Source organism: Kribbella sp. NPDC003505 (assembly GCF_040610875.1).
Taxonomy (GTDB): Bacteria; Actinomycetota; Actinomycetes; order Propionibacteriales; family Kribbellaceae; genus Kribbella.
The window spans coordinates 117,940-143,341 of record NZ_JBEXNA010000014.1 but is presented as its reverse complement, the minus strand read 5'-3'; the positions used below and the strand labels follow the sequence as shown (position 1 = coordinate 143,341).

Below are 25,402 nucleotides of genomic sequence, written 5' to 3'. Positions count from 1 at the left end.
ATGATGAAGAACGTCAACCGTCGGGCCATTCTCGGAGGTGCTCTCGCCGTGACTGCCGGCAGCGCGACCGGATGGCCGCTGACCGCGGCCGCGACGGAGGCCCCCGCGGGCGGTGTGCAGCCGCACCCGGCTCCGCGCCCCGTCGCGCCGGTGAATGCTGAGATCGCGGCCGCCCACGCGGCGACGTACAAGACGCTGCCGCAGGTCGTCGTCGGGGTGGACGTCGAGGAGCTGATGAAGATCCACACCGCCGCCGACGCGGACGCGCTGCGGCCGCAGCTGGTGGCGCAGGTCTGGAAGGACACCGGCGCCCTGCCGACCGGGCTGCCGACGGTCCGGCGGGACATCGGCGCACCGCCGGAGCTACCGGAGTTCACCGGTGTACGGCGGTTCGACAAGCTCGACGTGGCGATGGAGTTCGGGTACGTCGCGTCGGTGTTCCTGCTCGAGCCGACGCAGAGCACGCACCGGCGGGTCGCGTTCTACCACAACGGACACGGCGAGGGCCTGGACACGATGCAGCGGGTCGCGCAGGGGCTGCTCGACCACGGGTACACCGTGCTGCTGTTCGCGATGCCGTTCTACCACTGGAACCCGAAGACGCTGCAGGACCCGGCCGATCCGACCAAGCAGCTGCAGCCGTCGCACAACGACCTGCCGCAGTGGGCCTCGGCCACGTACTCACCGCTCGCCTTGTTCCTGACGCCGCTCGCGGTCGCGATGAACTACGTGCAGGCGACGTACCGTCCGTCGTCGGTGCAGATGATCGGGCTGTCCGGCGGTGGCTGGGCGACGAGCGTGTACCCGGCGCTGGACACCCGGATCACGCGGTCCTACCCGACGGCCGGCTCGCTGCCGTTCTTCGTTCGGCCGGGGTCGCCGAAGCCGAGCCCGACCCGCGGCGACTGGGAGCAGCGCCTCGACATGCAGCCGGGGTTCTACGGGCTGGCCGACTTCCCGGACTTCTACGCACTCGCCTCCGTCGGGCCGCACCGGAGGCAGATGCAGATCCTCAACCGGTTCGACGAGTGCTGCTTCAATGGCGTCGGCCACCGGTCGTACGAGGCGGCGGTGCGGCAGCGGATCGCCGTGATCGGGACCGATGCGGTGAGCAACGAATCGAACGGCCACTGGGAGCTGCTCGAGGACGCGACCCACGGCGACCACACGATCAGCCCGTACGCGCTGTCGGTGATCCTGTGGGACCTCGACGTCCACTGCGCGCATCTGCCCTAGGCGATGGATCACCAGACAGGACCTAACGGATCTGATGGACGTCCTTCACCGGCCGGCCGTTGACCGTGACGTCGTCGAAGCTCAGCACCGCGTGCTGCACGGTGCTGGGCTGGTCGACGGTGAAGGCGCAGTCCACCAGCCGGAAGTCCTCGATCCGCGCGTGCCGATAGCCGCGGAGCAGCAGCGCGTTGCGCGCGTGCTCCACCTTCACGCCGCGGAGCTCGACGTTCCGGACGGACGGCGTGAGCGGGCCGGTCTCTCCTTCGCCGCGGTGGAAGTTGCATTGGACGACCTCCTTCTGGACGTCGGAGACCGTGATGTCGCGCAGGTACACGTTCTCGACGAAGCCGCCGCGGACCGCGTTGGTCTTGATGTACAGCGCGAAGTACGGCCCGCCGATCCGGCAGTCCCGCACGTAGACGTTGCGGACGCCGCCGGTCAGATCGGATCCGAGCGTGATCGCGCCGTACTTGACCCGCAGCTCGCAGTTCTCGATCAGCACGTCCTGGGTCGGTACGCCGACCCGGAGCCCGTCCGCCTCACGGCCGGACTTGAGCGCGATGCAGTCGTCGCCGGCGTCGATCACGCAGCCGGACACGACGACCGAGCGGCACGACTCGAGGTCGATGCCGTCGTTGTTGGGCCCCTGCGAGTCGATCACCAGATCGCGGATCGTCACGTTGCGGCAGAGCACCGGGTGGATCTGCCAGAACGGTGACCGCACCACGGTCACGCCCTCGATCAGCACGTTGGCGCAGTCGTACGGCTGGACGAAGCTGGACCGCAGGCGGGTGCCCCGCACCCTGTCCTCGAGCGGTACGCCGTACCAGCTCTGTTCGCGGAGCGTCCGGAACTCGTCGTCGCATTCGTCGAACCACTGCCACCAGCTGTCCCAGGACCCCTGGCCGTCGAGCGTGCCGGTGCCGGTGATCGCGATGTCGGTGCAGCCGTGCGCATAGATCATCGGTGCGTGGTTCAGCAGGTCGAGACCTTCGTACCGCGTCTCGACGAGCGGGAGGTAGTCGGCCGGGTCGGTGCTGAACAGCAGCGTCGCTCCCTCGCTGACGTGGAGGTCGACGGACGACAGCAGGCGGATCCCGGTGGTGTGCCAGCGTCCGGGCGGTACGACGACGCGCCCACCACCGGCGGCGTGGCAGGCAGCGATCGCGGCAGCGATCCCGGGGCCGGCGTTCGCCTCGACTGCGCCGTACGCGGTGATCGGGAAGTCGACGGCAGGAAAGGCCGGCGGCCGGACGCCGGCCAGAATGCGATCGGCGTCCGGCCAGCCTGCCGGGGGAGCGGTATCCGGTGCGGTCACGTGAGCTGTGCCAGATCGGTGATCAGCTGACCGTTGACAGTGAAGTTCTGGAACGACAGCTCGGTGTCCTGGATCGAACTGGCGGCGTCGATGCTGGTGTACGTGCAGTCGATCAGCCGGAAGTCCTGGATCGGCGAGCGCGGGTACCCGAAGATCGAGAACGCGTTCCGGGCGTGCCCGACGTTCACGTTGCGCAGTTCGACGTTCCGCACCCGCGGCGTCAGCGGGCCGACGTCGCCCTCGCTGCGGTAGAAGTTGCAGGACACGACTTCCTTGGTCAGGTTCGAGATGTCGAGATCGCGCAGGTAGATGTTCTCGGCGAAGCCGCCGCGCACCGAGTTGGTCTTGATGTAGAGGCCGAAGTACAGGTTCGGGCTGCCGATCGTGCAGTTGCGGACGAACACGTTCCGGACGCCGCCGGTCATCTCGCTGCCGATCGTGATCGCGCCGTACCGGATGTTCAGCGTGCAGTCCTCGATCAGGATGTTCTCCGACGGCACGTTGATCCGCAGCCCGTCGGCGCCCTTGCCGGACTTGATCGCGATGCAGTCGTCGCCGCAGTTCAGAGTGCAGTCCTGGATGTGGACGTACTGCGAGCTCTCCGGGTTGACGCCGTCGTTGTTCGGGCCGCGGCTGTCGATGGTGAGGCCGCGGACGGTGACGTTGCGGGACAGCACCGGATGGATCTCCCAGAACGGCGACCGCAGGATCGTCAGGCCCTCGATCAGCACGTTGCGGCAGGACTGCGTCTCGATGAACGCGGCGCGCAGGTGATGGCCGTCGCCGAACACGCGGTCCGCGACCGGTACGCCGTCCGCCGCCATCTGCTGCAGCGTCCGGGCGTCCGGGCCGGAGGGCGTGACCCAGGACCACCAGTTGTCCCAGGTCGCGCCGCCGTCCAGGGTGCCGCTGCCGGTGACGGCGATGTTCTCGCAGTCGCGGGCGTAGATGAACGGCGAGTAGTTCATGCACTCCTGGCCCTCGAAGCGGGTCAGGACGACCGGGAGGTATTGCGTGGGGTCGCTGCTGAACAGGAGCGTGGCACCGGCGCAGACGTGCAGGTTGACATTCGACTTCAGGTGGATCGCGCCGGTGAGGAAGGTGCCGGCGGGGACGACGACGCGACCGCCGCCGGCGTCGTGGCAGGCGTCGACGGCCTTCGCTATCGCGTCCGTGGCGAGCGTGCTGCCGTCGGGGATCGCCCCGAACGTGGTGATCGAGAAGTCGCGGGCGGCGAACCGCGGCGGACGGGTGTTGCGGACGATCTCGCTGACATATCCCCAGCCAGGCCCCGGATCGTCGAGGGCCGACCCACCCGCGCCGTCGGCGGCGGCGGGTCCGGCCGCCAGGATCCCGGTGGTGCCGGTGACGGCCGCGGCAGCGCCGAGGCGGAGGAAGTTCTTTCGGCTCACGTCGTTCATGGAGGGCTCCTTCAGTTGTCGACGCGGGCGCCGTTGATCCAGACCTGGTCCAGGCGCAGGCCCTCGACGTTCTCGATCACGTTCTCCTCGGTGATCGCGTCGAAGCGGCACTGGTGCAGGTGGATGTCGCGCAGCGGGTCGTCGGTGAGGCCGAGCAGGTTCAGGGCCCGCGGCGCGGACGCCACGGTGAGCTGGCTGATCGTGATGCCGTGCACGTCCGGTGGGTAGGCGCCGGTGGTCACGTTGGCGTAGTTGAGCACGATCTCGATCGCGGAGTCGGCGGCCCGGCCGACCGCGACCCGGCGGACGTCGATGTTCGCGATCGTGCCGCCGCGGTTCGGGTTGCTCTTGATCCGGATCGCGCGCTCGAGGTGCGGGCTGCTCATCCGGCAGTCGCGGACGAAGATGTCCAGCACCCCGCCGCTGGTCTCGCTGCCGGCTGTCACGCCGCCGTTCCCGTCGGCCATCTCGCAGTTGCGGACGACGGCGTACCGGGCGGGAACGTTCACGCGCCGGCCGTCGGCGTCCTTGCCGGACTTGAACGCGATGCAGTCGTCGCCGGTGGAGATCGTGCAGTTCTCGATCAGCACGTCGGTGCAGGACTCCGGGTCGATGCCGTCGTTGTTCGGCCCGTCCGGGCTGTCGACGGTCACGCCGCGGATCGTGACGTTGCGGCAGAGCACCGGGTGCAGGTTCCACATCGGCGAGTCCTTGACCGTGATGCCCTCGAGCAGCACGTTCTCGCAGCGGTTGAACTGCAGCAGGTTCGGCCGCAGGTTGTGACCGGCGCCGAACACCCGCTCCTCGACCGGGACACCGGCCTCGGCCATCTGGATCAGCAGCGTCTTGTCCGGCCCCTCGTTGGGCGGCGGACCGCCGGTCCAGTCCCACCAGTGCGTCGCGTCGGCGCGGCCGTCCAGAACGCCGGCGCCGGTGACCGCGATGTCGCGCTGCCCGTAGGCGTAGACGAAGGCCGAGTAGTTGTAGCACTCCGTCCCCTCGTAGCGCGTCGGCACCACCGGCAGGTACGCGGCCGGATCCTGGCTGAAGGCCAGTCGCGCGCCGGCCGCCAGATGCAGGTCGACGCGACTCAGCAGGTGGACGGCGCCGGTGCGGTAGTCACCGGCCGGTACGACGACATGCCCGCCGCCGCTGCGGTGACACGCCTCGATCGCCGCGCGCAGCGCCGCCGTACAGTCGGTGGCGTCGTCGCCGACGGCGCCGAAATCGGTCACGCCGTACCAGCGGTCCGGGAAGCGCGGCGGGCTGATCCGGCGCAGGACGGCTGCGATCTGCGCGTCGGCGGCCGCCTCCGGGACGAGCGCGGCGGCGGCCGGGGCGGTGCCGCCGCCGAGCAGGGATCCGCCGGCGAGAGCGGCTCCGCCGGCGAACAGGACGGTACGGCGACGAACAGGGGCGGTCATCCGCGGCCTCCTAGCGTGCAAACGATTGCAACCGATCGTGCCCGCAGACCGCGAGGGTGTCAACGCCTGGGGTTGACCGGGGTGGAATCTCTTGGATACTTGCGGGCAAAGCTTTACCTCAACCGCGTCTGAGGAAGGTGTTCCGCCCATGCGTCCCTCCCGTCGTCAACTTCTCGGTCTCTCGATCGGAGGAGTGGTTGCTGCCGGCATCGGCCTGCCCGCGGCCGCCGATCCGGGCGCCGCCGAACCCGGCGCCGAAGGCCTGATCCGGTCGCGGATCCGCCCGCCGCGGTTCCGCGACGCCTGGTTCCCGATCACGGCGTACGGCGCGACGCCGGCCGACGCGACCGCGGGGATCGCCGCCGCCGTCGCGGCGTGTCACGAGGCCGGCGGCGGACATGTCGTCGTACCGCCCGGTGTGTGGCAGACCGGTGCGATCAACCTGCTGAGTCACGTCGACCTGCACCTCGAGGAGGGCTCGACGCTGCGGTTCAGCACCGACCCCGCGGCGTACCTGCCGGTCGTCCGGACCCGCTGGCAGAGCGTCGAGGTGTACAACTACTCGTCGCTGATCCGTGCCGAGGGGCAGACCGACATCGGGATCACCGGCAAGGGCGTGCTCGACGGCGCCGGCGACGACGAGCACTGGTGGTACCTGATCGGCAGTGGTCAGTACGGCTGGCACACCGGCCTGCCGAATCAGCGCGCCGACTGGGCCGAGCTCGAGCGGATGAACAACGAGCAGGTCCCGGTCGAGCAGCGCGTCTTCGGTGGAGGGCATTACCTCCGTCCGAGCTTCATCCAGCCGTTCCGCTGCACGAACGTGCTGATCGAAGGCGTGACGGTCAAGGACTCGCCGATGTGGACGATCCACCCGCTCGAGTGCCGCAACGTCACCGTGCAGGGCGTCACCGTGAACAACCTCGGCCCGAACGGCGACGGCTGCAACCCGGAGTCCTGCACCGACGTGCTGATCCGCGACTGCACGTTCGCGACCCATGACGACTGCATCGCGATCAAGTCCGGCCGGGACGCCGACGGCCGCCGGCTCGGCCTGCCGTCACGCGGGATCATCGTCGAGGACTGCACCTTCGTCAGCGGTGGCGCCGCGGTCGCTGTCGGTAGCGAGCTGAGCGGCGGCATCGAGGACGTGTTCGTCCGGCGGCTGTCTGCGCCGGGCGATCCGGCCGCCGACGAGGCGTATCTGCAATGGCTGCTGTGCGTGAAGTCCACCTCGACCCGCGGCGGACACGTCCGCAATGTCGACGTCAGCGACGTGGATTCGCGGGCCTGGATGTATCGTCCTTTGGAAATCACTTTCAGCTACCAGGGAGGCGGCGACCAGTCGCTGTTCCCCGCTGTGCACGGCATCCGCTTCGATCGGGTCCGGGTGGCCCGCGCCGAGCGGGCCTATCGCATCGTGGGAGCGGAGACCAAGCACATCTCCTCGGTGGCGATCACCGACAGCCGGTTCGACGAGGTCGCGGCGGAAGCCGTCGTACAGTACGCCGACGACGTGACGATCCGGAACGTTCGGATCGGTGCTTCTGAGGGGATTAGGGGAACAGAGTGGCGGAGCGGGTTCGCTTGATCGATGTGGCACGCGAGGCCGGCACCTCGGTCTCGACGGTGTCGCGCGCGCTGAACGGTTCCGACCTGATCTCGCCCGAGGTGGTCGCCCATGTGCGCGCGGTGGCCGGCCAGCTGGGCTACCGCGCCGACAAACGGGCGCAGGAGTTCAAGCTCGGCCGCCCGCTGACGGTCGGCGTGACGGTGCCCGACCTCGCGAACCCGTTCTTCTCCGAGGTGCTGAAGGGTCTGAACGCCGCGGCGCGGGCAGGCGGCTACCGCCTGCTGATCGGTGAGAGCGGTGAGGATCCGGCCGAGGAGCTGCGCCTCGTCGACGAGCTCGTCGACTATTCCGGCGCGCTCGTGCTCTGCAGTTCGCGGCTCACCCGCGCCGGCCTGGAGAAGGCGCTGGCGTTACCGGTGCCGGTGGTGTGCATCAACCGCACCGTGAAGAACGCAGGCGTGGTCGCGATCGACTACCGCGCCGCCTCGCGGTTGCTGCTCGAACACCTCACCGGCCTCGGCCATCGCCGCGTGCTGTACGTCGGCGGACCGGCGTCGTCCTGGTCCGACGGCGAGCGCCGCCGCACGCTGCGTCGTACGGCGCGGGCGCTCGACGTGACGCTGGACGAGGTCGACGGCGGCTGGTCCGGCAACCACGGGTACGACGCCGGCCCGGCCGTCCTGCACAGTCGCGCCACGGCGGTGATCACGTTCAACGACCTGGTCGGCATCGGGTTGCTGAGCTGGATGTACGACAACGGCGTCGAGGTTCCGTCGGAGCTGTCGGTCGCGTCGTACGACGACATTCCGATCGCGGCGTACTCACGGCCGCCGCTGACGTCGCTGCGCAACGAGCGGGCGAGGCTGGGCGAGCTGGCGTGGCAGCAGCTCACCAAGCGGCTCGGCGGCGACGACTGGCCGGCGCCGGATCTGCTCACTCCCGAGCTCGTCGTGCGGGCCAGCACCGGGACCGCTCGGCGACGGGCCCGGATTCGCTGAAATCCCTGGATGCAAACGATTGCACGCGCGGCTGACCGTCGGTTAGCGTGGGCGCATGCTGCCGCCACATGTCGTGCTGGGGACGGCCTACTACCCGGAATATCTGCCCCGTTCGCTCGGTGACCGGATCCCGGCCGACCTGGATCTGATGGTCGCGGCCGGTATCACCGCCGTCCGCGTCGGTGAGTCGGTCTGGTCGACCTGGGAACCGCGGGACGGCGTCTTCGACCTCGAATGGATCCGCCCGGTGCTCGACGGGGCCCACGACCGCGGGATCGGCGTGATCCTCGGGACGCCGACGTACGCCGTACCGCCGTGGCTGCAGCGGGCGCACCCGGAGATCGCAGCCGAGCCTCAGACCGGCGTACCGGTGCCGTGGGGGATCCGGCAGGAGATCGACTACAGGCAGCCGGCGTTCCGCTTCCACGCGGAGCGGGTGGTGCGCCGGATCGTGGAACGGTACCGGGACCATCCAGTCGTGATCGGGTACCAGGTCGACAACGAGCCGGGTGTGCTGCTGGCGCACAACGCGTCGGCCTTCGACGACTTCGTGGCCGGCTTGCGCCGGACTTATGGCGATGTCGAGGCGCTGAACGAGGCCTGGGGACTGACCTACTGGTCTCATCGGCTGAGTGACTGGTCCGAGTTGTGGCGACCGGACGGGAACAGCACGCCGTCGTACGACCTGGCCTGGCGCCGGTTCCAGGCTTCGCGGGCCACGGAATTCATCGGGTGGCAGGCGCAACTGGTGCGCGAGCTGCGACGCCCGGGTCAGTTCGTCACGACCTGCCTGGCGTACGACCGGCCGGCGGTGGCCGACGTGGACCTGACGTCGCAGCTGGACGTTGCGGCGGGCAACATCTACGTCGAGGTGCAGGACGGGCTCGCCCGTCCGGCGGAGCCGTCGCGGCTGGCGCCGGGGTGGATCGGGCGGAGTGTGTCCGAGCTGTTCCTGGCCGCCGACCGGGTGTACGGGTCGCGCGGCGAGCCGTTCCTGGTGACCGAGACCAACGCGACCTCGATCGGCGGCTCGCACCAGAACCGGCCGCCGTACGACGGGCAGCTGCGGCAGCTCGCGTGGGCGATGGTGTCGCGCGGTGCGCGGATGGTCGAGTACTGGCACTGGCACTCGATCCACCATGGCGCGGAGACGTTCTGGGGCGGGATTCTCGGGCACGGGCTGGAGCCCGGGCGCGTGTATCGGGAGATCGCCGCCGTCGGTCCGGAGTTGGCGGCGGCCGGCTCGTCGATGGTCGACCTCACGCCCGATGTCGACGTCTCGGTGCTGTGGTCCACCGAGAGCGACTGGGCGATGCAGTGCCAGCCGCCGTTGGCCACCGCGGGCGGTGGGCCCGACAAGGCGTCGTACCGGACGATCGTCGAAGCGTTCTACAGCGGGATCCTGGATGCTGGGCTGCGGCCCGGCGTGGTCCCCGTCGAGCGGCTCGACGCCGCGTTGCCGGCACCGGTCGTGGTTGCTGCCGGCCTCTACGCGGCCTCGGACGCTGTGCTGGATCGGTTGGTCGACTACGCGCGTGACGGTGGGCATCTGATCGTCGGTCCGCGAACGGGATACGCCGACCTGGAGGCTCGGCCGCGGCCATTGGTCGCTCCGGCAAGGTTGCGGGAGGCCGCCGGGGTGGCGTACCACGAGTTCGAGAACCTGGACGCCGCGATGCCGGTGAGCGGGTTGGACGGATGCGCCACGCGGTGGGCGGAGACGTTGCTCGTCGAGGACGCCGACGTGCTGGCGTCGTACGAGCATCCGGGCGGTCGCCGGCCGATCGTCACGACCAAGCGGTTCGGTGCCGGGCGGGTGACGTATGTCGGCACGGTGCCGGATCCTGCGCTCGCCGCGGCACTGTACGGGGAGTCGCGGTTGTGGGCTCCGTCGGTGACCGCGTTGTCGGCGGTGAACGCGGCGGGGGAGCGATGGTGGTTCGTGCACAACTGGTCGGGCGCTTCGGTTGTCGTCGCGCCGCCGGTGCCTGTCGGGCGAGTCGAGTTGGGGCCGTGGGACGTTCAGGTCTTCAAGGAGGCGCAGTGAGGTACTACGAGGATCTGACGCCGAGCACCGGGGCCCGGGAGCCGCGGGCGTGGTTGCGCTCGTCGCGGCCGCGGATCTGCTTGAACGGCCGCTGGAGCTTCAAGCTCTGGGACAGTGCGCCGGACGGTGTACCGGAGATCGGGCCGGACTGGGGTGAGCTGGAGGTCCCCGGGCACTGGGTGCTGCAGGGCCACGACAGGCCGCGGTACACCAACACGGCGTTCCCGTTCCCGATCGATCCGCCGTACGCGCCGGACGCCAACCCGACCGGTGACCACGTCCGCTCGTTCGACCTGCCTGGCGACTGGCCGGCCGACGGCGCGGTTCTGCGGTTCGAGGGCGTCGACTCGTGCTTCAAGGTCTGGGTGAACGGCGTCGAGGTTGGCACCGCGAAGGGCAGCCGGCTGCCGAGCGAGTTCACCGTCGGCCACCTGTTGCGGCCGGGACGGAACACGCTGGCCGTCCGGGTGCATCAATGGTCGTCGGGTTCGTACCTCGAGGACCAGGACATGTGGTGGCTGCCCGGCATCTTCCGGGACGTGACGCTGCTCGCGCGGCCGTTGATCGACGACGTCTTCGTGCATGCGTCGTACGACCATCTGACCGGCGCCGGGACACTGCGCGTCGACACGGCGCCGGACGCGGTCGTCCGGGTACCGGAGCTCGGTGTCGTCGCGGAGCCGGGGGCGCCGGTGACGGTCGGTGCGGTGGAGCCGTGGTCGGCCGAGCTGCCACGGCTGTACGACGCGACGGTCGAGGTGCCGGGGGAGACGGTCGAGCTGCGGATCGGGTTCCGGACGGTGCGGATGGTGGACGGGCTGTTCACCGCGAACGGGCAGCCGCTGTTCTTCCGCGGCGTGAACCGGCACGAGCACGACGAACGGCGCGGCCGGGCGATGACGGTGGACGCGATGCGCGAGGACCTCGTGCTGATGAAGCAGCACAACGTCAACGCCGTCCGGACCGCGCACTATCCGCCGCATCCGGCGTTCCTGGACCTGTGCGACGAGCTCGGGCTGTGGGTGATCGACGAGTGCGACATCGAGACGCACGGGTTCATCTACGCCGACTGGCGGGGCAACCCGGCCGACGACCCGGACTGGGCGCCGATGATGCTCGACCGGATGCAGCGGATGGTCGAACGCGACAAGAACCATCCCAGCGTGGTCATCTGGTCGCTGGCCAACGAGAGCCACCGCGGCCGGAACTTCGGCGAGCTGGCGGCTTGGACGCGGCAGCGCGATCCGGAGCGGGCGCTGTTCTACGAGCGGGACCGGACGTACGAGTTCTCGGACTTCTACAGCCTGATGTACCCGCCGCTGGAGGATCTCGAGGCGATCGGCACGCGGACGGAGGACGTACCGGAGGAGACCGCCGGGCACCCTTCGCTGGAGGCCCGCCGCCGCGCGCTGCCGTTCGTCCTCGCCGAGTACGGGCATGCGATGGGCAACGGTCCCGGCGGGCTGGCCGACTACCAGCGGATCCTCGAGCGCTACCCGCGGCTCCAAGGCGGCTTCCTCTGGGAGTGGATCGACCACGGCCTGCTGTTGCCGGGTGCGACCGACCATGTGTACGGCGGCGACTTCGGCGAGCGGCTCCACGGCACGAACTTCTGCATCGACGGCCTGCTGTTCCCGGACCGCACCCCGACCCCGGGCCTGACCGAGTACAAGAAGGTCATCGAACCGGTTCGTTTCACCGGTCCGAATCCGCTGACGATCAGCAACAAGCGAACCTTCACGGACACCTCGGACCTGGAGTTCGTCTGGGTGCTCGAAGAAGACGGGGCCGAGCTGGCCGCCGGCGTTCTCTCGGTGCCTCCGGTGTTGCCGTCTCAGTCCATCACCGTCGACCCACCTCTTGTGCCTGGGGTGGGGCAGATGCTGACTGTGCGAGCGGTGCTGGCGAAGGACCAGGTATGGGCCGAGGCGGGGCATGAGGTCGCGTGGGCGCAGTTCGCCCTGGAGCCGCCGGCTGAGCAAGCTACGCCCGGGACGGCTGCCGTGGTGGAGAGCAGGGAGGTGCTGTCGCTCGGTGGGGCTGAGTTCGACCGGAGTACTGGTCGGCTGACGCGGTTGTTCGGTCAGGCGGTCGACGGGCCGGTGCTGGACCTGTGGCGTGCTCCGACCGACAACGACAACGGCCAGGGCGGGCGCAACGGCGTCACCCAAGAGTGGCGCGCCGCCGGGCTTGATCGCCTGCTGCACCGCGTGGATGCGGTCGAAGTGATGGACAACGAGCTGATCGTGCGTGCACGCGTGGCGCCTGAAGGGCTTGGTGTCGGCGTGCGTACGACGTACCGCTGGACGGCTGACGCGCGTCGCCTCCAGTTGACCGTTGACGTGCAGCCCGAGGGGGAGTGGGGCGGCACGGCCGTCACACCGCGCTGCGGGAGCTGGCCGCGGGTCGGCGTACGCATGACGCTGCCCAAGACGTTGGAGAACGTGCAGTGGTACGGCGGCGGTCCGGGCGAGGCGTACGCCGACAGCCGCGAGGCGGCGCGTGTCGGGCGGTACACAGGCACCGTCGACGAGCTGCAGACGCCGTACGTCGTACCGCAGGAGAACGGCTCACGTATCGACGTACGCTGGGCCGAACTGACCGATGCTGACGGCAACGGTCTCCGGGTGGACGGAACGCCGTACTTCCAGCTCACCGCGCGCCGCTGGACCACTGAGGACCTGGAGCACGCCCGACACCGCTCCGAACTCGCTCCCCGCGACCACATCTACCTCAACCTCGACCTGGCCCAGAACGGCCTCGGGTCGGCCTCTTGCGGCCCGGCCGCCACACCCCAGTACCAGCTGGAAGTAGCGCCGTACACCTTCAGCCTGACGTTCCAGCGGATCTGAAGTACGCCTGGAGGCGCTCGATGTAGGGGGCGCGTTGCGCCGCGGTTGCGGGCGACTCCAGGTGGCGGGTGTAGTAGAGGTTGTCGTCCGGGTACCGCGAGAAGGCCACCAGCGGGAGGCTACGAAGGCCAGGGCGTGCTCACGGCGCAGCACGATGTCGTGCTGCGCCGTGAGGCTGTCCTCGCCCCCGGCGGCCAGTCGGCAGAACGGGCAGTCGTAGCCGTCGGGGGCGTGGTTGAACATGACTAGCGTGGTACCACGAAGGTGACGTAGGTGGAATTGCCCTTGCCGGCGACCCCGGAGTTCGGTCCGAGGGTTAGTTGTCCGGCGGGGACGTCGCGTTTGAAGAGGATCAGGCGCTGGTCGGTGGTTCCGACGGTCTCGCCGGTGCGGGTGTAGTCGGACAGCCACGCCGGCCACCACACGTTCTCGCCGCGCGGATCGAAGGCGACGTAGACCGTGGCCGGGCGGGTCAGGTTGAGCTTCAGGTAGTCCGGTGGTGTGGTCGCCTTGGAGTCGTCGTTCGCGCCCTGGACCAACGCCTGCCCGTTCAACTGACCAGGCAGTTCGCTGACCGTGTAGCTGCGGTCGACATAGATCGGTGCGCCGACCTGCGCCTTGACCAGGTTGGACAGCTTCTCCGGCGCCGCCACAGACACCAGGTCGCTCGCCAACGGTGGCTCACTCTCCTTGATGCCCAGTACCCGGTTACCTACGGTCTTGACGGCGGTAGCCGACTGACCGGTCAAGGGCGCATAGGTGAACGACGAGAGCGGCACGTCGACGCGCTCCACCGTGTACGACGCCTGCGGGAGGACCGCGACCGACAGAACATCAGCCGATCCGGCACCAACGATGACTCGCCCCTGAGAGTCGACCACCCGAACCTTCTGACCCGGCCACGGGTTGCGCACTTTCAGCGTGTCCCGGCTGCCGGCCTGGATACCGACCACCGTCGGTACGCCGTCGTGCACCTCGGTGCTGATCCGGTGCCCGCCCTCGATCTGCACAGATCCCGCGACGTCCCAGTCCCGCGGCCACGCCGGGGCGACGTGCACGACACCGTCGTACGACTGGACCAAGGCCTCCTGCAAGCCGGTGCTCAGGACACCGCCCCACTCGTTGTAGAAGCTGTGGTTGCGGACCGCCTCCTGGCCGGTGCGGTGCACGGTGAAACCGTTCGGGTAGATCTGGAAGTCGGCGATGCCCTTCAGCAGCATCCGTTTCACCTCGTCCGACAGACCGAGTCGTGCGGCCCAGGTCGCGTCCATACCCCAGTCCTTGTCCTGCGGGTACACGCGCTGCCGGTACGTCGCTTGCATCAACTCGGACGTCTCGTCGAACACGCCCCACGGCCAGAGCGCCTCCATCTCCGGGTTCTGCGTGTTGTGGGCCGCCTCGTCGGTACCGGACCACGCCAGCACCTGCTCACCGTTGCGCTCGACGGTCCGGAAAGGCGGCAGCTTGCCCACCGCGTCCCGCAACTGCGCGGCCAGCGCGGTGTCACCACGCGTCTGTGCCAGGTCGGCGACGAGCGGGAAGATCACTCGCATCGCGGCCAGGTCCGGCACCGGGTCAGTGGTGTCCCACTGCACCTCCAGGGCGTTCACGTGCTCCAGATGCAGGTAGCCGTCCGCGCCGGGCGTCATGGCCGACAGGTAGAACCGCGCCACGTCCCGCATCAGCGGATAGCTGCGGTCCAGCAAGGCCTTGTCACCGGTGTATCGGTACTGCTGCCAGACGTTGTTCACCAGCTCAGGACCGCTGGTCAAGATCCTCCGCGTCCAGCTGGGCTCCTGTGTGTTGTCACAGCCGTCGCCGGTGCCGTCGTACCGCATGAACTCCGGCAGACAAAGCCCCTCGCCGCCGATCCAGTGGGTCCGCGTCCACTCGCGCATCAGCTCGGCACGGTCGAGGTAGAACTTGAAGTACGGCCAGTTGAGCTCGCCGACACCGGCGCCGAGGTTCGCCGACACCAGCATCCGCAGGTTGAAGTGCCAGTACGAGTCCTGTGCCCAGTCGGCCTGGTCTCCGGACGACGAGAACATCCGGACGACAGCGCCGTGCGTACTCGGCACGTCGCCGCGCATCGACGCGGCCATTGTGTACAGCTGCAGCGTTCGCAGGTTCTCGACGTACTCACCGGACCCGTCCGCGGACGTGATCCGCATCGGCGCCGCCTTCTCCCAGAACGCGTGCCACCAGTCGAGGTGACGACTGGGTGTCTCGACCACCGCCCGCCGGGCGGCGGCGCGCAGCTCGCCGCCGCGGTAGGACGGTACGCCGACCACGAGCCGGAAGCTGCCGTCCGCCCGAGGACGGAACGTCAGCCGCACCGTCAGCGGGTCGACCACCGACGCGGTGACGCCCTGGGCCTGTGCGGTCAGTGCGGCGACCGCACCGGTGATGCTGCCGGACGCCTCGTCGTGGAACGTCTCCGCCAGCGCGGCGATCCCGTTCGCGGCGCTGACCGCCGGCGTACGACCGGCCCACAACTTCAGGTCAGCGGTCTGTGGACGCGACGGATCCGCTCCCGTGACTTCCAGAACGAACTGATCCGCGTCGGCACGCACGTAGGACCGCGCGGTCATTCCACCGCCGCTCTGCACGACCTGGCCGTCGTACAGCGACAGCCGGCCGCTGTAGTCGTCGGCACGCATCAGCGAGTCCAGCCCCGGTACGACGAGGCGCCCGGCGGACTTGAGGTCCGGGAACGTGTCCACGCGGTTGAGCTGAGCGCTGTACCCCTTCTCGGCCCAGACCGAGGCGCCGAGCACACCGTTCCCAAGCGGCATCGCCTGGTAGTAGCGCCACGCAGGACCTTCTTGGACGAGGTCTGACCGCGACACCAGACCAGCTGTATCGCCCTGAAGCGCACCGTCGCGCCAGGCCGTCGTCTCCTGATCAGCAGCCGTAGTACTGGCAGCTGGCAGCGACGTCGCGCCGACACTGAGCAGGGCGACCAGCAACGGCATCGTCAGTCTCAGGGCGTTCATCCGCGCACCTCGACGAAGTAGTCGATGCCAGGACGCGTACGGAACTCGACGACGCCGTCCTCCGGGCGGGCGAACGCGACCGGCCCGGCGGACGACTTCACGTCCACCAGAGTGCCGGTCCGCAGCCGCAGCCGGTTGCCGAGCAGCGACCGGATCTTCGCCTTGACCAACTTCCCGCCGGACCAGGAGAACTCCAGGTCGAAGCCGCCGCGGGCGCGCATGCCCCGGACGCTCCCGGTCGGGAACGCCGTCGGCAGACACGGCAGCAGCGCGACCTCACCGGAGTGGCTCTGCATGATCATCTCGGTGATGCCGGAGACGCCGCCGAAGTTCCCGTCGATCTGGAACGGGGGGTGCAGGTCGAACAGGTTCGGCGCGGTCCGGCCGGGGCCCAGCAGTTGCGTGAGGTGCTTGTATGCGTTGTCCGGCTCGAGCAGCCGCGCGCGCAGGTTCAGCTTCCACGCCAGCGACCAGCCGGCGGTGACAGCCGGCCCGCGAAGCTCCAGCGACTTGCGGGCCGCGTCGGCGAGCTCCGGCGTACGGCGGGGCGTCACCTGGTCACTCGGGAAGACGGCCCACAGGTGCGAGACATGTCGACTCGTCTCCAGGGCGGCCTCCTCCCAGTCGATCAGCCACTCCTGGATCTGCCCGAGGTATCCGATCTGGATGGGTGCCAGCTTGGCCCTGGCCGCTGCGGCCTGCGCGGCCATCGCGCTGTCGACGCCCAGCAGCGCGGTCGCCTGCCCGAACACCTTGAACAGGTCGTGCAGGATCTCGGTGTCCATCGTCGGCCCGGCGCACATGCTCACGCCGACGTTGTCGTAGTCGTGGTGCTTGAGCTCGGGGGAGTGCGACGGGCTGGTCACCAGCCAGCCTGTCTTCGCGTCGGTCTGCAGTTGGTCGAGGAAGAACTCCACTGAGCCACGCAGGACCGGGTAATACTTCCGCAGCATTTCCAGGTCGCCGGTGTACTCGTACCGCTCCCAGAACAGCAGCGAGAGCCACGCGCCGCCGGTCGGCCAGACACCGTAGTACGCGAAGTCCACCGGTGCGGTCCCGCGCCAGCCGTCGGTGTTGTGGTGCGCGACCCAGCCCGGGGCGTCGTACATGGCTGCAGCCGTCCGCGCGCCGGACTCCGACAGCTCACCGATCATCTGGAACAGCGGGTCCCAGCACTCCGCGAGGTTGGCCGGGCCGGCCGGCCAGTAGTTCATCTCGCAGTTGATGTTCAGGGTGAACTTGGACTGCCACTCGGGCAGCATCTTGTAGCTCCAAATGCCCTGCAGGTTCGCGGGCTGACCCGGCGAGCGGGAGCTGGAGATCAGCAGGTACCTGCCGAACTGGTAGTACAGCGCGGCCAGTTGCGGGTCGCCGCCGTTGCGGAACGCGATGATGCGCTGGTCGGTCGGCAGGGCGATCGAGTCCGACGTACCGAGGTCCAGGTCGAGACGGCCGAACAGGCGCTGGTAGTCCTCCACGTGTGCGTGCCGCAATGCGCCGTACGCCGGGCGGCCGACCGCCGTCAGCGGCGCGGCGGCGCGTGCGACTTGGTCAGCGCCGACGTCGAGGTAGTTGCGGTAGCTGGTGCCGACCGAGAACAGCAGCGTGACCTCGTCTGCGCCGGCGACCGAGAGCTTGCCGTCAGCAACCGTCGTGGTGCCGCCGTCGGCGAAGGCGCGGAGCAGTGCGCAGAACTTGACCGATCCTTTGAGACCTTCGGCGTCGCCGCTGATGCCGTTGAGCGCCAGCGTCCGCTCGTCGTACGTCGCGGGCGTGGCCGCCTGCTCGGTGGTGTACGTCGCGTCGAAGGTGAGCGCGCCGCGCTGGTTCGCGGTCAGCTTCATCACCAGGACCTGCGCGGGATGGCTGACGAACACCTCCCGGGTGTAGCGCACGCCCGCGTGCTCGTAGCTGACCGACGTGATCGCCGTGGTCAGGTCGAGCTCCCGCCGGTAGGCCGTGACCGCGGTCGCGTCGATGCCCGGGAAGGCCAGCGAGAGGTAGCCGACCGGCTGGTACTGCATCTGCTCGGTCGGACGGCCCATGAAGTGCTCGTCGGCGAGGTTCTGCGCGTCGAGGTACTGCTCCTCGGCGATCAGCCGGCGGATCTCGGGCAGCACCTCCTTGCCGACCGGGTCGTCGTACTGGTGCGGGCCGCCGGCCCAGATCGAGTCCTCGTTGAGCTGCAGCGTCTCGGTGGCGGTCCCGCCGTACACCATGGCGCCGAGCCTGCCGTTGCCGATGGCAAGTGCTTGGAGCCACTCGGTGGCGGGCTGGGAGTACCAGAGCTTGAGGGGGTTGGTGTCGCTGCCGGTTGTCGCGGCTGCGGACAGGGGATGGGTGAGTGGGCCGGCGACGACTGCGGTGCCGGCGGCGGCGCCGGCGGTCTTGAGGACCTGGCGCCGGGTGTATTCGGTCATGGGGCGGTCTCCCTGGGGCGGTAGATGCGCTGGGCGGTGCCACGGAACACGTCGTTGTGCGTGGCGGGTGGCAGCAGTGCGGTGGTACGGCGGATCACCTCGGCGCGGGTGGCGGCCAGCGTGCACACGGGCCAGTCCGAGCCGAACAGCAACCGTTCACTGCCGAACAGTTCGAGGGCGACGTCGACCAGTGCGCGGAGGTCGTCGGTCGCGAGGTGGGCGGTGCCGGAGAGCTTCACGGTGACGTTCGGGCACTCGGCGAGTGCCTGCATTCCGGTGCGCCAAGCGGGGGTGGCGGTCGTGGGGTTGCCGAGGTGGTCGAGGACCAGGCGGGCCTCCGGTACGGCGGTGGCGAGCCGGGCGGCGCCGATCAGGGCGGAGGGGCGGATCAGCAGGTCGATGGCAAGGCCGGCGTCGGCGGCGGCCCGCACTCCGCGCACGTGCGCGGGAGCTGTCAGCAGGTCGGGGTCCGTCTGATCGCTCGGCGGACTGCGCACCCCCACCAGCAACGGGTCATCGGGCAGCCGATCCGGAAACTCCAGCAGATCGAACCACCCGACCACCCCGGCAACCGCGGACTCCCGCCGAGCCAGAGTCAGCAGGTAACCAACCTCGTCCGGGTCCGCATCAGCCTGCACCAGCACAACACTCGATCCGGCGTCGTGCTCCGCACTCATCAGCCGCCTCAGGGGTTGACCCCTGAGGTGGTGGGTTGGGGCGCCGGATTCTTGAGGGTCATCCCGCGTTCCGAGGGGTTGACCCCTGAGATGGGCGAGGGAGAAGTTGCGGCGGAGCGGGTGGCCGGGCTTCAGCCAGGGAAGGGCCTGCCGGGACAGGTCCCAGACGTGGACGTGGGCGTCGAGCAGGGCGGCTTCAGTCATGGTGGCCGGCTGGTCTGGTGATGGAGCTCTCGCCGCGGGCGTGGGCGGCGAAGAGGCGGGCGGAGTCTTCGGGGTCGGTGCCGTTGAGGACCTCGATCAGGTCGAGATGGCGGCGGGCCATCAGGCCCCAGTCGCCGGCGTACATCGCGTTCGACACCACCTGCAGGCTCCACAGGGCCGGCTCGAGGGTCCGCCAGACGCGCAGCAGCATCGAGTTGCCGCTGGTCGCCAGCACCTGCCGGTGGAACCGCAGGTCGGCCTCGCGGAACGCGCCGATGTCGTGGTGACCGGCGGCCTCGATCATCCGCTGCACTTCGATCCGGAGCAGGTCCAGCTCCTCCGGCGGCACGTGCCCGGTCGCCCGCCGCGCCGCCGCGGACTCCAGCAGCACCCGGACCTCGCGCGCCTCGCGCGCCTCGACCTGCGAGATCTCGGTGACGAAGTTCCCCAGCCGCGGCCGGTACGTGACGAGCCCCTCGTGCGCCAACCGCCGGACGGCCTCTCGGGCCGGGGTCTGGCTGGTCCCGAGCACCCGGGCGATCTCGGACTCGACGACCCGCATCCCGGGCGCGAGCTCGCCGGACAGTATCCAGCCGCGGATCGCCTCGTACACCCGGTCGGACAGCAACTCAGGGTCACTGGAGACCGGCGGTGCGGGACGGTCGGCGCCCAGGACGATGCCAGCACCGGAGCGGTAGTGCTGGACCTCTTCCCGGCGGCGCCGCGCGACCGTCGACTGCGAGACGCCGTACGCCGCCGCCAGTTCGCGCGTCGAAGGCCGATGTCCGGAATCGGCCATCGATGTTGCCGCGACAGCACCCAGCTGCACCCGGTCGACCATTCGCGGCCGTCCGCTGCGCATCCCGTCGTCGAGGCCGGCCATGCCCATCCGGAGGAAGCGGCGGCGCCACTTGCCGACCGTGCCGGGGGTGACCTCGAGCAGGTCCGCAACCGCCTTGTTCGACCGTCCCTCGGCGCTGGCCAGCACGATCCTGGCCCGCAGCCGCATGGCGTCGGTGGTCCGCGGCGCGGCGGCGAGCTGGCTGAGCGCGGTCCGCTCGGCCACCGACAGGGTCAGCGGCGACTTCGGTCTTCCGGCATCGGGCATGGCTGCATGGTGACCCCGTTCACAGTGTTCTGCCAACCCTATATGGCGCGGACTTCTGACTCACAGCGTCCACTTTGTCGCGTAAACGTTGACACTTCGGCGCGGCGCTCTGCATCGTCACTCGATAACGACGCCCGGCCGCCCCCGACGCCGGGACGATCTGGAGAGGACCCGGAAATGGCTCGTTCGGCACGCAAACCAGGGCGCAAGCTCGGCCTGTTGACATCCGTTGTGATCCTGGTGGGCGCGGCGGGCTGCGGTGGCGGCTTCAGCGACGACAAGGGTGCTGCTGGTGACAGCACCGGCGAAGTCCGGATGCTGGTCAACATCACCCCCAACCTCACCAAGAGCTACTGGGAGGGGCTGGTCAAGCCCTTCGAGGACGCCAACCCGGGCGTCGACGTGAAGATCGAGGCGCCGACCGGGTCGGGTGTGAAGGACACGCTGCCGCAGTTGCTCGCGGCCGGCAACGCGCCGGATGTCGTCGAGACGCTGATGGCCGACAAGGTGCTGGCGCCGCAGATGCTCGACCTGACCGACCAGGCCTGGACCAAGGACACGCCGCTGGTGGAGCAGGCCTCGCTGGACGGCAAGGTGTACACGGTCGGTGTCGGCCAGCAGGCGCAGTCGCTGGTGTTCTACAACAAGGACGCCTTCGCCAAGGCCGGTATCAGCGCACCGCCGAAGGACCTGGACGAGCTGACCGTCGCGATGGGCAAGCTGAAGGCGGCCGGCTACCTACCGCTGCAGACGGCCGGCGACTACGTGACCGGTCTGCAGCTGCTGCAGCTCAGCGACCCGTCGATCGCGACCAAGTACCCGGACTGGTACCAGCAGGTCAGCTCCAAGCAGGCCAAGGTCGGCGAGACGATGCTGCCGCTGCTGGAGCGCTACGAGTCGTGGATCAAGAAAGGGTACGTCGACAAGAACGCGCTGGGTCTGAAGGACGTCGGTGCGCAGACCAACTTCCTGTCCGGCAAGGCCGGCATGTACGTCATGGGCAGCTGGTTCGTCCGGACCGCCGACGACGCGAAGCCCACGTTCGATCTGGGGGTGTTCGCGGCCCCGACCGAGAAGGGGCAGCCGTCGCCCGGCCCGCAGGGTGTCACGATGGCCGCGCCGTACATGGTGCTCAAGTCGACCAAGCAGCGCGACCTGTCGGTGAAGCTGGTGCAGTGGCTGGTCACCGACAAGACCGCGGTCCAGAGCCAGCTCGCGCAGGACGGCAACTTCCGCAAGGGCTACACCGAGAGGCTGTCACCGCTCGGCAAGCAGGTGCAGGACATCCTCGACCAGGCGCCGAAGCAGGTCGCCCAGGGTGAGGGGTACGGCGCGAACACGCTGCCGCAGGGCTTCAACGGCGAGTGGAACAAGGCGGTCCAGAGCCTCTACACGGGGAAGAGCGCGAAGGACGTCGCCGCGCGCATCGACAGCTGGATGGGCTCGAAATCGTGAGAGCCCGTCTGACCACCCTCAGTATGGTCGGCCCCGCCCTGGCGCTGTTCGTCGTCATGCTGGTCGTCCCGGTCGGTCTGTCGCTCTACCTCAGCCTGACCGACTGGGACGGGTACAGCGCGAACCCGGCGTTCGTCGGCCTCAAGAACTACGTCAACCTGACGCACAGCGCCGAGGCGATCCGCGCGGGCTGGGTGACGCTGTTGATCGCCGCGGTCGGCACGGTCGTGCTCAGCGTGTTCGGACTCGGGTTCGCGCTGCTGGTGAACGGTGCCTCCCGGCTGAACGCGTTCTTCCGCATCGTCCTGTTCTACCCGCACGTGCTGAGCGCATTGGTCGTCGGCTTCCTGTGGAGCGCCGTGCTCGGTACGTCGGGTGTCGTGAACGGCTGGCTGACGTCGAAGGGCGCCGACGTACTGCCCTTCCTGTCCAATCCGAAATGGGCACTGGCGAGTCTCATCGCCGTACTGGTCTGGGCAGGGTTCGGTGTGAACGTGGTGCTCTACCTGGCCGGTCTGCAGACCGTGTCGAGGGATCTGCTCGAGGCAGCGCGCATCGACGGTGCGTCGAAGCGGCAGACGTTCTTCAACGTCACGCTGCCCGCCCTGGCGCCTGTCGTGACGGTGAACCTGGTGCTGTCGCTGGTGACGTTGCTGAAGACGTACGACCTCGTGGTGTCGCTGACCGGTGGTGGCCCGGCCGGCTCCACGCAGACCGCGGCGTACCTGATCCTGTGGGACTCGTTCCACAACAACGCCCTCGGCTTCGGCTCCGCGCAGAGCGTCGTCCTGATGGTCATCACCGCCGGTCTCGCCCTGACGGTCGCCCGGCTGCGGGCTCGCGCTGACCAAGGGGTGCAGGCATGAGCGCGCTCCGGATGCCTCGGGTGGCCACTGTGCAGTTCAAGCCGTGGAAGACCAAGGGCTGGGGACGGGTCGCGTTCCTGGTGGTGACCAGCGTGCTGATGCTGGTGCCGATGTACCTGCTGGTCGGCAGCGCGTTCAAGTCGCAGCACGACATCCTGGCGCACCCGTTCTCGCTGTCGCCGGACCAGCTGACCACGGAGTACCTGCGGAAGGCCGCGACGAACCCGGACTTCAACATCCTCAAGGGATACGCCGTCACGATCCTGTTCGTGGTGTCGGTGAACGTGCTGTCCGTGGCACTGGCCGGGCCGGTGTCGTACGTGATCGCCCGGCGCAGCGAACGCCGGTACCGGATGCTCCTGCTGCTGTTCGTCGCCGGGACGTTCATCCCCAGCCAGGTGCTGGTGATCCCGGTCGTGTACACGCTGAAGTTCCTGGGCCTGATGGGCACGATCCCCGGGTTCGTGCTGTTCGAGACCACGCTGACGCTGCCGTTCTCGATCTTCCTGTACGCCGGGTACATCATGACGATCCCGGCCAGCCTGGACGAGGCGGCCGCGGTCGACGGCGCCGGCAAGCACCGGGTGTTCTGGTCGATCGTGTTCCCGCTGATGAAACCTGCCGTGGTCACGATGGTCATCCTGAACACCTTCTCGGTGTGGAACGACTTCGTGAACCCGCAGATCATCCTCGGCCCCGGCAGCGGCCTCTACACCGTGACGACCGGTGTGTACGCCGCCGTGAGCCAGTACTCCACCGACTACACGGTGGTGTTCCCGACGCTGCTGCTCGCAGTGGCTCCGTTGCTGGTGGTCTTCGTGCTGCTCCAGCGGCACGTGATCAGCGGCCTGACCGCGGGAGCGACCAAGGGATGACCCCGACGAATTCCACGCAGACAACGGTCCTGGCCGAGACCCCGATCGGTACGCCGCCCGCGTGGGCGATCATGCAGCGCCGGCTGTTCGACGTGATGGACGAGGGCTGGTGGCTGTTCCGGGAACGCTACTGCCTGCCGGACGGCGGCCTGCGGTACGCCGGCCCGATGCAGAGCCGGGACGGCGCCGACGACTTCTACGAGGCGTTCGTCAACTGGCCGGTGCTGTACCAGCTGGGTGGCGCCGACGACCTGATCGACGTGTCCAAATGGCACTGGGAAGGCGTCACCCGGCAGCTCACCGACCTGGGGTTCCTGGTCGACGAGTTCGAGCGCGGGTACGACTGGTTCCACATCGGCGAGTCGATGATCTTCTTCTACTCGCTGTGTGCGGCGGATCCGACCGACGAGGTGTTCCGCGAACGCGCGTACCGGTTCGCCGAGCTCTACCTGCCTGGCTCGCCGACCGGTAACTACGACGCCACGACCCGGACGATCCGTGCGCCGCACAACGGCGCCGGCGGTCCGCGGTGGGGGATCAACGACGAGTGGCGGACGTTCGGTACCAACCAGGAGCGGATGCGGATCTTCGGGCTGCCGCTGTCCGGTGTGCCCGGCATCAACAGCTGGGACGACCTGAAGACGAACGCGGACCTGATGGGCGCGGAGATGATCCGCCGACTCGGTGCTGGTGACACCGCAGTCAACCTGGCCGCGACCACGCTGACCGCGAACGCCTGGCTGTACGACCACAGCGACCGGTTCGCGGCGTGGACCCTGGAGTACCTGGACGCCTGGGAGGAGCGCGCCAAGGCCAACGGCGGCCTGCTGCCCGACAACGTCGGCCCGAACGGCATCGTCGGCGAACTGCACGACGGCCGCTGGTACGGCGGCAACTACGGGTGGAACTGGCCGCACGGCGTGTACAGCGTCGGCTCGGCCGCCTGCGTGGCCGCGCTGAACGGCGCCGTACTCACGGGTGACCAGAAGCGGCTGGACTTCGCCCGGCAGTTGCTCGACCACCTGTACGAGCGTGGCGTCAGCGGTGCTGTCGACAACACGGAGATGAGCATCCGCGACCGCTGGGAGGCCGAGCTGGGCGAGGACTGCGCCAACCCGACGCTGCTGATCCCGAACCGGCACAACGACGACGGCTGGTTCGACTACCAGCCGCCGCAACTCGGACTGCCGATGTGGTTGTGGCAGGCGTCGTTCGAAGCGGGCGACCGCGAGCGGCTGGTCCAGCTGCGGGAGCGCAGCGGCTACGACTGGAGGACCGTCCGCGACTTCCGCAACAAAGAGGATGCCGGTCACGAGGCGCCCTGGCTCGCGTACCTGGCCGGCGACAATCCCGGCTACCCGGAGGCGATGCTGGGCGTCGCGCTGTCGCAGGTGCAGCGGCGGATGGACCTGATGGCCGTCGACACCGTCGACCCCGCCGAGATGAACATCCACCACTGGCAGCGACACAACCCGGTCGCCACCGAGGCGCTGCTGCAGCTGACCACGGGTACGCCGCAGCTGCTCTACAACGGCGGCCTGCTCCCGATGCGTGTCCTGTACCTGGACGCCGACCGTGGACGGCCCGGTCTGCCGCCGGACGTGGCGGCGCTGGTCGACACGGTCGAGCCGGACCGCACCGGTCTGCAGCTGGTAAACCTGTCCGCGACGCAGACCCGTCGCGTGATCGTGCAGGCCGGCAGCTTCGGCACGGACCGGATCGACGAGGCGACGGTGTCCACCGCGACCGGGGAGTACCCCGGGCCGTCCCCGGCGTACACCTCGAGCCCGCCGACGCCCGGCAGCCGGACGGTCGTTGTCGGCAGCAACAGACTCGAAGTGACGATGCCGCCGGGCCGGACCATCCGGCTCGATCTGCGGCTGACCAGAAACACCTACCGCGCCGCACACCTGGCGCTTGACTGAGGAGACA

The 25,402-nt window shown here is 69.1% G+C and carries 16 protein-coding genes; 9 read left to right on the top strand and 7 right to left on the bottom strand.

Annotation, left to right across the window (positions count from 1 at the left end; translation table 11 throughout):
* Positions 1-3: 3 nt before the first annotated feature.
* Complete coding sequence (locus tag ABZX12_RS36635) at positions 4-1,236, top strand: hypothetical protein (RefSeq protein WP_355700048.1); 1,233 nt, start codon at positions 4-6, stop codon at positions 1,234-1,236.
* Between the two features lie 22 nt (positions 1,237-1,258).
* On the opposite strand, the gene ABZX12_RS36630 is transcribed toward ABZX12_RS36635, so the two are convergent.
* Genes ABZX12_RS36630 through ABZX12_RS36620 form a run of 3 tightly spaced genes read right to left on the bottom strand, consistent with a single transcriptional unit; the run spans position 1,259 to position 5,399 of the window.
* A complete protein-coding gene (locus ABZX12_RS36630; RefSeq protein ID WP_355700047.1) occupies positions 1,259-2,554 on the bottom strand; it encodes a glycoside hydrolase family 28 protein in 1,296 nt (431 codons plus the stop codon).
* Positions 2,551-3,975 (bottom strand): glycoside hydrolase family 28 protein, encoded by a 1,425-nt coding sequence (locus ABZX12_RS36625; protein ID WP_355700046.1) that lies wholly within the window; start codon positions 3,973-3,975, stop codon positions 2,551-2,553. The genes ABZX12_RS36630 and ABZX12_RS36625 overlap by 4 nt, the downstream gene beginning before the upstream one ends.
* Before the next feature lie 11 nt (positions 3,976-3,986).
* A complete protein-coding gene (locus tag ABZX12_RS36620; RefSeq protein ID WP_355700045.1) occupies positions 3,987-5,399 on the bottom strand; it encodes a glycoside hydrolase family 28 protein in 1,413 nt (470 codons plus the stop codon).
* A 148-nt stretch (positions 5,400-5,547) separates the two neighbouring features.
* Here ABZX12_RS36620 and ABZX12_RS36615 point away from each other — a divergent pair, with 148 nt between their 5' ends.
* The 4 genes from ABZX12_RS36615 to ABZX12_RS36600 are packed head-to-tail and all read left to right on the top strand — an operon-like array spanning position 5,548 to position 12,869.
* A complete protein-coding gene (locus ABZX12_RS36615; RefSeq protein WP_355700044.1) occupies positions 5,548-6,990 on the top strand; it encodes a glycoside hydrolase family 28 protein in 1,443 nt (480 codons plus the stop codon).
* Between the two features lie 5 nt (positions 6,991-6,995).
* Positions 6,996-7,970, top strand: a complete 975-nt coding sequence (locus ABZX12_RS36610; RefSeq protein WP_355700187.1) for a LacI family DNA-binding transcriptional regulator — start codon at positions 6,996-6,998, stop codon at positions 7,968-7,970.
* A gap of 55 nt (positions 7,971-8,025) precedes the next feature.
* The gene (locus ABZX12_RS36605; protein WP_355700043.1) at positions 8,026-10,017 is read left to right on the top strand and encodes a beta-galactosidase; all 1,992 of its coding nucleotides are present in this window, start codon (positions 8,026-8,028) and stop codon (positions 10,015-10,017) included.
* Complete coding sequence (locus ABZX12_RS36600; protein WP_355700042.1) at positions 10,014-12,869, top strand: glycoside hydrolase family 2 TIM barrel-domain containing protein; 2,856 nt, start codon at positions 10,014-10,016, stop codon at positions 12,867-12,869. The genes ABZX12_RS36605 and ABZX12_RS36600 overlap by 4 nt, the downstream gene beginning before the upstream one ends.
* A gap of 245 nt (positions 12,870-13,114) precedes the next feature.
* Here the strand turns inward: ABZX12_RS36600 and ABZX12_RS36595 are convergent, their stop codons facing one another.
* From ABZX12_RS36595 to ABZX12_RS36580, 4 genes are read right to left on the bottom strand one after another with little or no spacing between them, the layout of a single operon-like run.
* A complete protein-coding gene (locus ABZX12_RS36595) occupies positions 13,115-15,865 on the bottom strand; it encodes a hypothetical protein (RefSeq protein WP_355700041.1) in 2,751 nt (916 codons plus the stop codon).
* On the bottom strand, positions 15,862-18,285 hold the full coding sequence (locus ABZX12_RS36590) for a glycoside hydrolase family 95 protein (protein WP_355700040.1): 2,424 nt from the start codon (positions 18,283-18,285) through the stop codon (positions 15,862-15,864). Before ABZX12_RS36590 ends, ABZX12_RS36595 begins: the two co-directional genes overlap by 4 nt.
* Positions 18,282-19,166 carry an amidohydrolase family protein gene (locus tag ABZX12_RS36585; protein WP_355700039.1) on the bottom strand — a complete coding sequence of 295 codons (885 nt, stop codon included), beginning with the start codon at positions 19,164-19,166 and terminating at the stop codon, positions 18,282-18,284. Before ABZX12_RS36585 ends, ABZX12_RS36590 begins: the two co-directional genes overlap by 4 nt.
* A complete protein-coding gene (locus ABZX12_RS36580; RefSeq protein ID WP_355700038.1) occupies positions 19,159-20,274 on the bottom strand; it encodes an FCD domain-containing protein in 1,116 nt (371 codons plus the stop codon). The genes ABZX12_RS36585 and ABZX12_RS36580 overlap by 8 nt, the downstream gene beginning before the upstream one ends.
* Before the next feature lie 177 nt (positions 20,275-20,451).
* On the opposite strand from ABZX12_RS36580, the gene ABZX12_RS36575 reads away from it, so the two are divergent.
* Genes ABZX12_RS36575 through ABZX12_RS36560 form a run of 4 tightly spaced genes read left to right on the top strand, consistent with a single transcriptional unit; the run spans position 20,452 to position 25,395 of the window.
* Positions 20,452-21,729 (top strand): extracellular solute-binding protein, encoded by a 1,278-nt coding sequence (locus ABZX12_RS36575; protein ID WP_355700037.1) that lies wholly within the window; start codon positions 20,452-20,454, stop codon positions 21,727-21,729.
* A complete protein-coding gene (locus tag ABZX12_RS36570; RefSeq protein WP_355700036.1) occupies positions 21,726-22,595 on the top strand; it encodes a sugar ABC transporter permease in 870 nt (289 codons plus the stop codon). Before ABZX12_RS36575 ends, ABZX12_RS36570 begins: the two co-directional genes overlap by 4 nt.
* Positions 22,592-23,470 (top strand): carbohydrate ABC transporter permease, encoded by an 879-nt coding sequence (locus ABZX12_RS36565; protein WP_355700035.1) that lies wholly within the window; start codon positions 22,592-22,594, stop codon positions 23,468-23,470. The genes ABZX12_RS36570 and ABZX12_RS36565 overlap by 4 nt, the downstream gene beginning before the upstream one ends.
* Positions 23,467-25,395, top strand: coding sequence for a hypothetical protein (locus ABZX12_RS36560; protein ID WP_355700034.1), 1,929 nt, complete (start codon positions 23,467-23,469; stop codon positions 25,393-25,395). The genes ABZX12_RS36565 and ABZX12_RS36560 overlap by 4 nt, the downstream gene beginning before the upstream one ends.
* Positions 25,396-25,402: the final 7 nt, after the last annotated feature.

Bases quoted from the DNA above. Each gene is read 5' to 3' on its own strand.
- ABZX12_RS36635 (WP_355700048.1), top strand. From the start codon at position 4: ATGAAGAACGTCAACCGTCGGGCCATTCTCGGAGGTGCTCTCGCCGTG.
- ABZX12_RS36625 (WP_355700046.1), bottom strand. From the start codon at position 3,975: ATGAACGACGTGAGCCGAAAGAACTTCCTCCGCCTCGGCGCTGCCGCG.
- ABZX12_RS36620 (WP_355700045.1), bottom strand. From the start codon at position 5,399: ATGACCGCCCCTGTTCGTCGCCGTACCGTCCTGTTCGCCGGCGGAGCC.
- ABZX12_RS36615 (WP_355700044.1), top strand. From the start codon at position 5,548: ATGCGTCCCTCCCGTCGTCAACTTCTCGGTCTCTCGATCGGAGGAGTG.
- ABZX12_RS36605 (WP_355700043.1), top strand. From the start codon at position 8,026: ATGCTGCCGCCACATGTCGTGCTGGGGACGGCCTACTACCCGGAATAT.
- ABZX12_RS36595 (WP_355700041.1), bottom strand. From the start codon at position 15,865: ATGAACGCCCTGAGACTGACGATGCCGTTGCTGGTCGCCCTGCTCAGT.
- ABZX12_RS36590 (WP_355700040.1), bottom strand. From the start codon at position 18,285: ATGACCGAATACACCCGGCGCCAGGTCCTCAAGACCGCCGGCGCCGCC.
- ABZX12_RS36585 (WP_355700039.1), bottom strand. From the start codon at position 19,166: ATGACTGAAGCCGCCCTGCTCGACGCCCACGTCCACGTCTGGGACCTG.
- ABZX12_RS36580 (WP_355700038.1), bottom strand. From the start codon at position 20,274: ATGCCCGATGCCGGAAGACCGAAGTCGCCGCTGACCCTGTCGGTGGCC.
- ABZX12_RS36575 (WP_355700037.1), top strand. From the start codon at position 20,452: ATGGCTCGTTCGGCACGCAAACCAGGGCGCAAGCTCGGCCTGTTGACA.
- ABZX12_RS36565 (WP_355700035.1), top strand. From the start codon at position 22,592: ATGAGCGCGCTCCGGATGCCTCGGGTGGCCACTGTGCAGTTCAAGCCG.
- ABZX12_RS36560 (WP_355700034.1), top strand. From the start codon at position 23,467: ATGACCCCGACGAATTCCACGCAGACAACGGTCCTGGCCGAGACCCCG.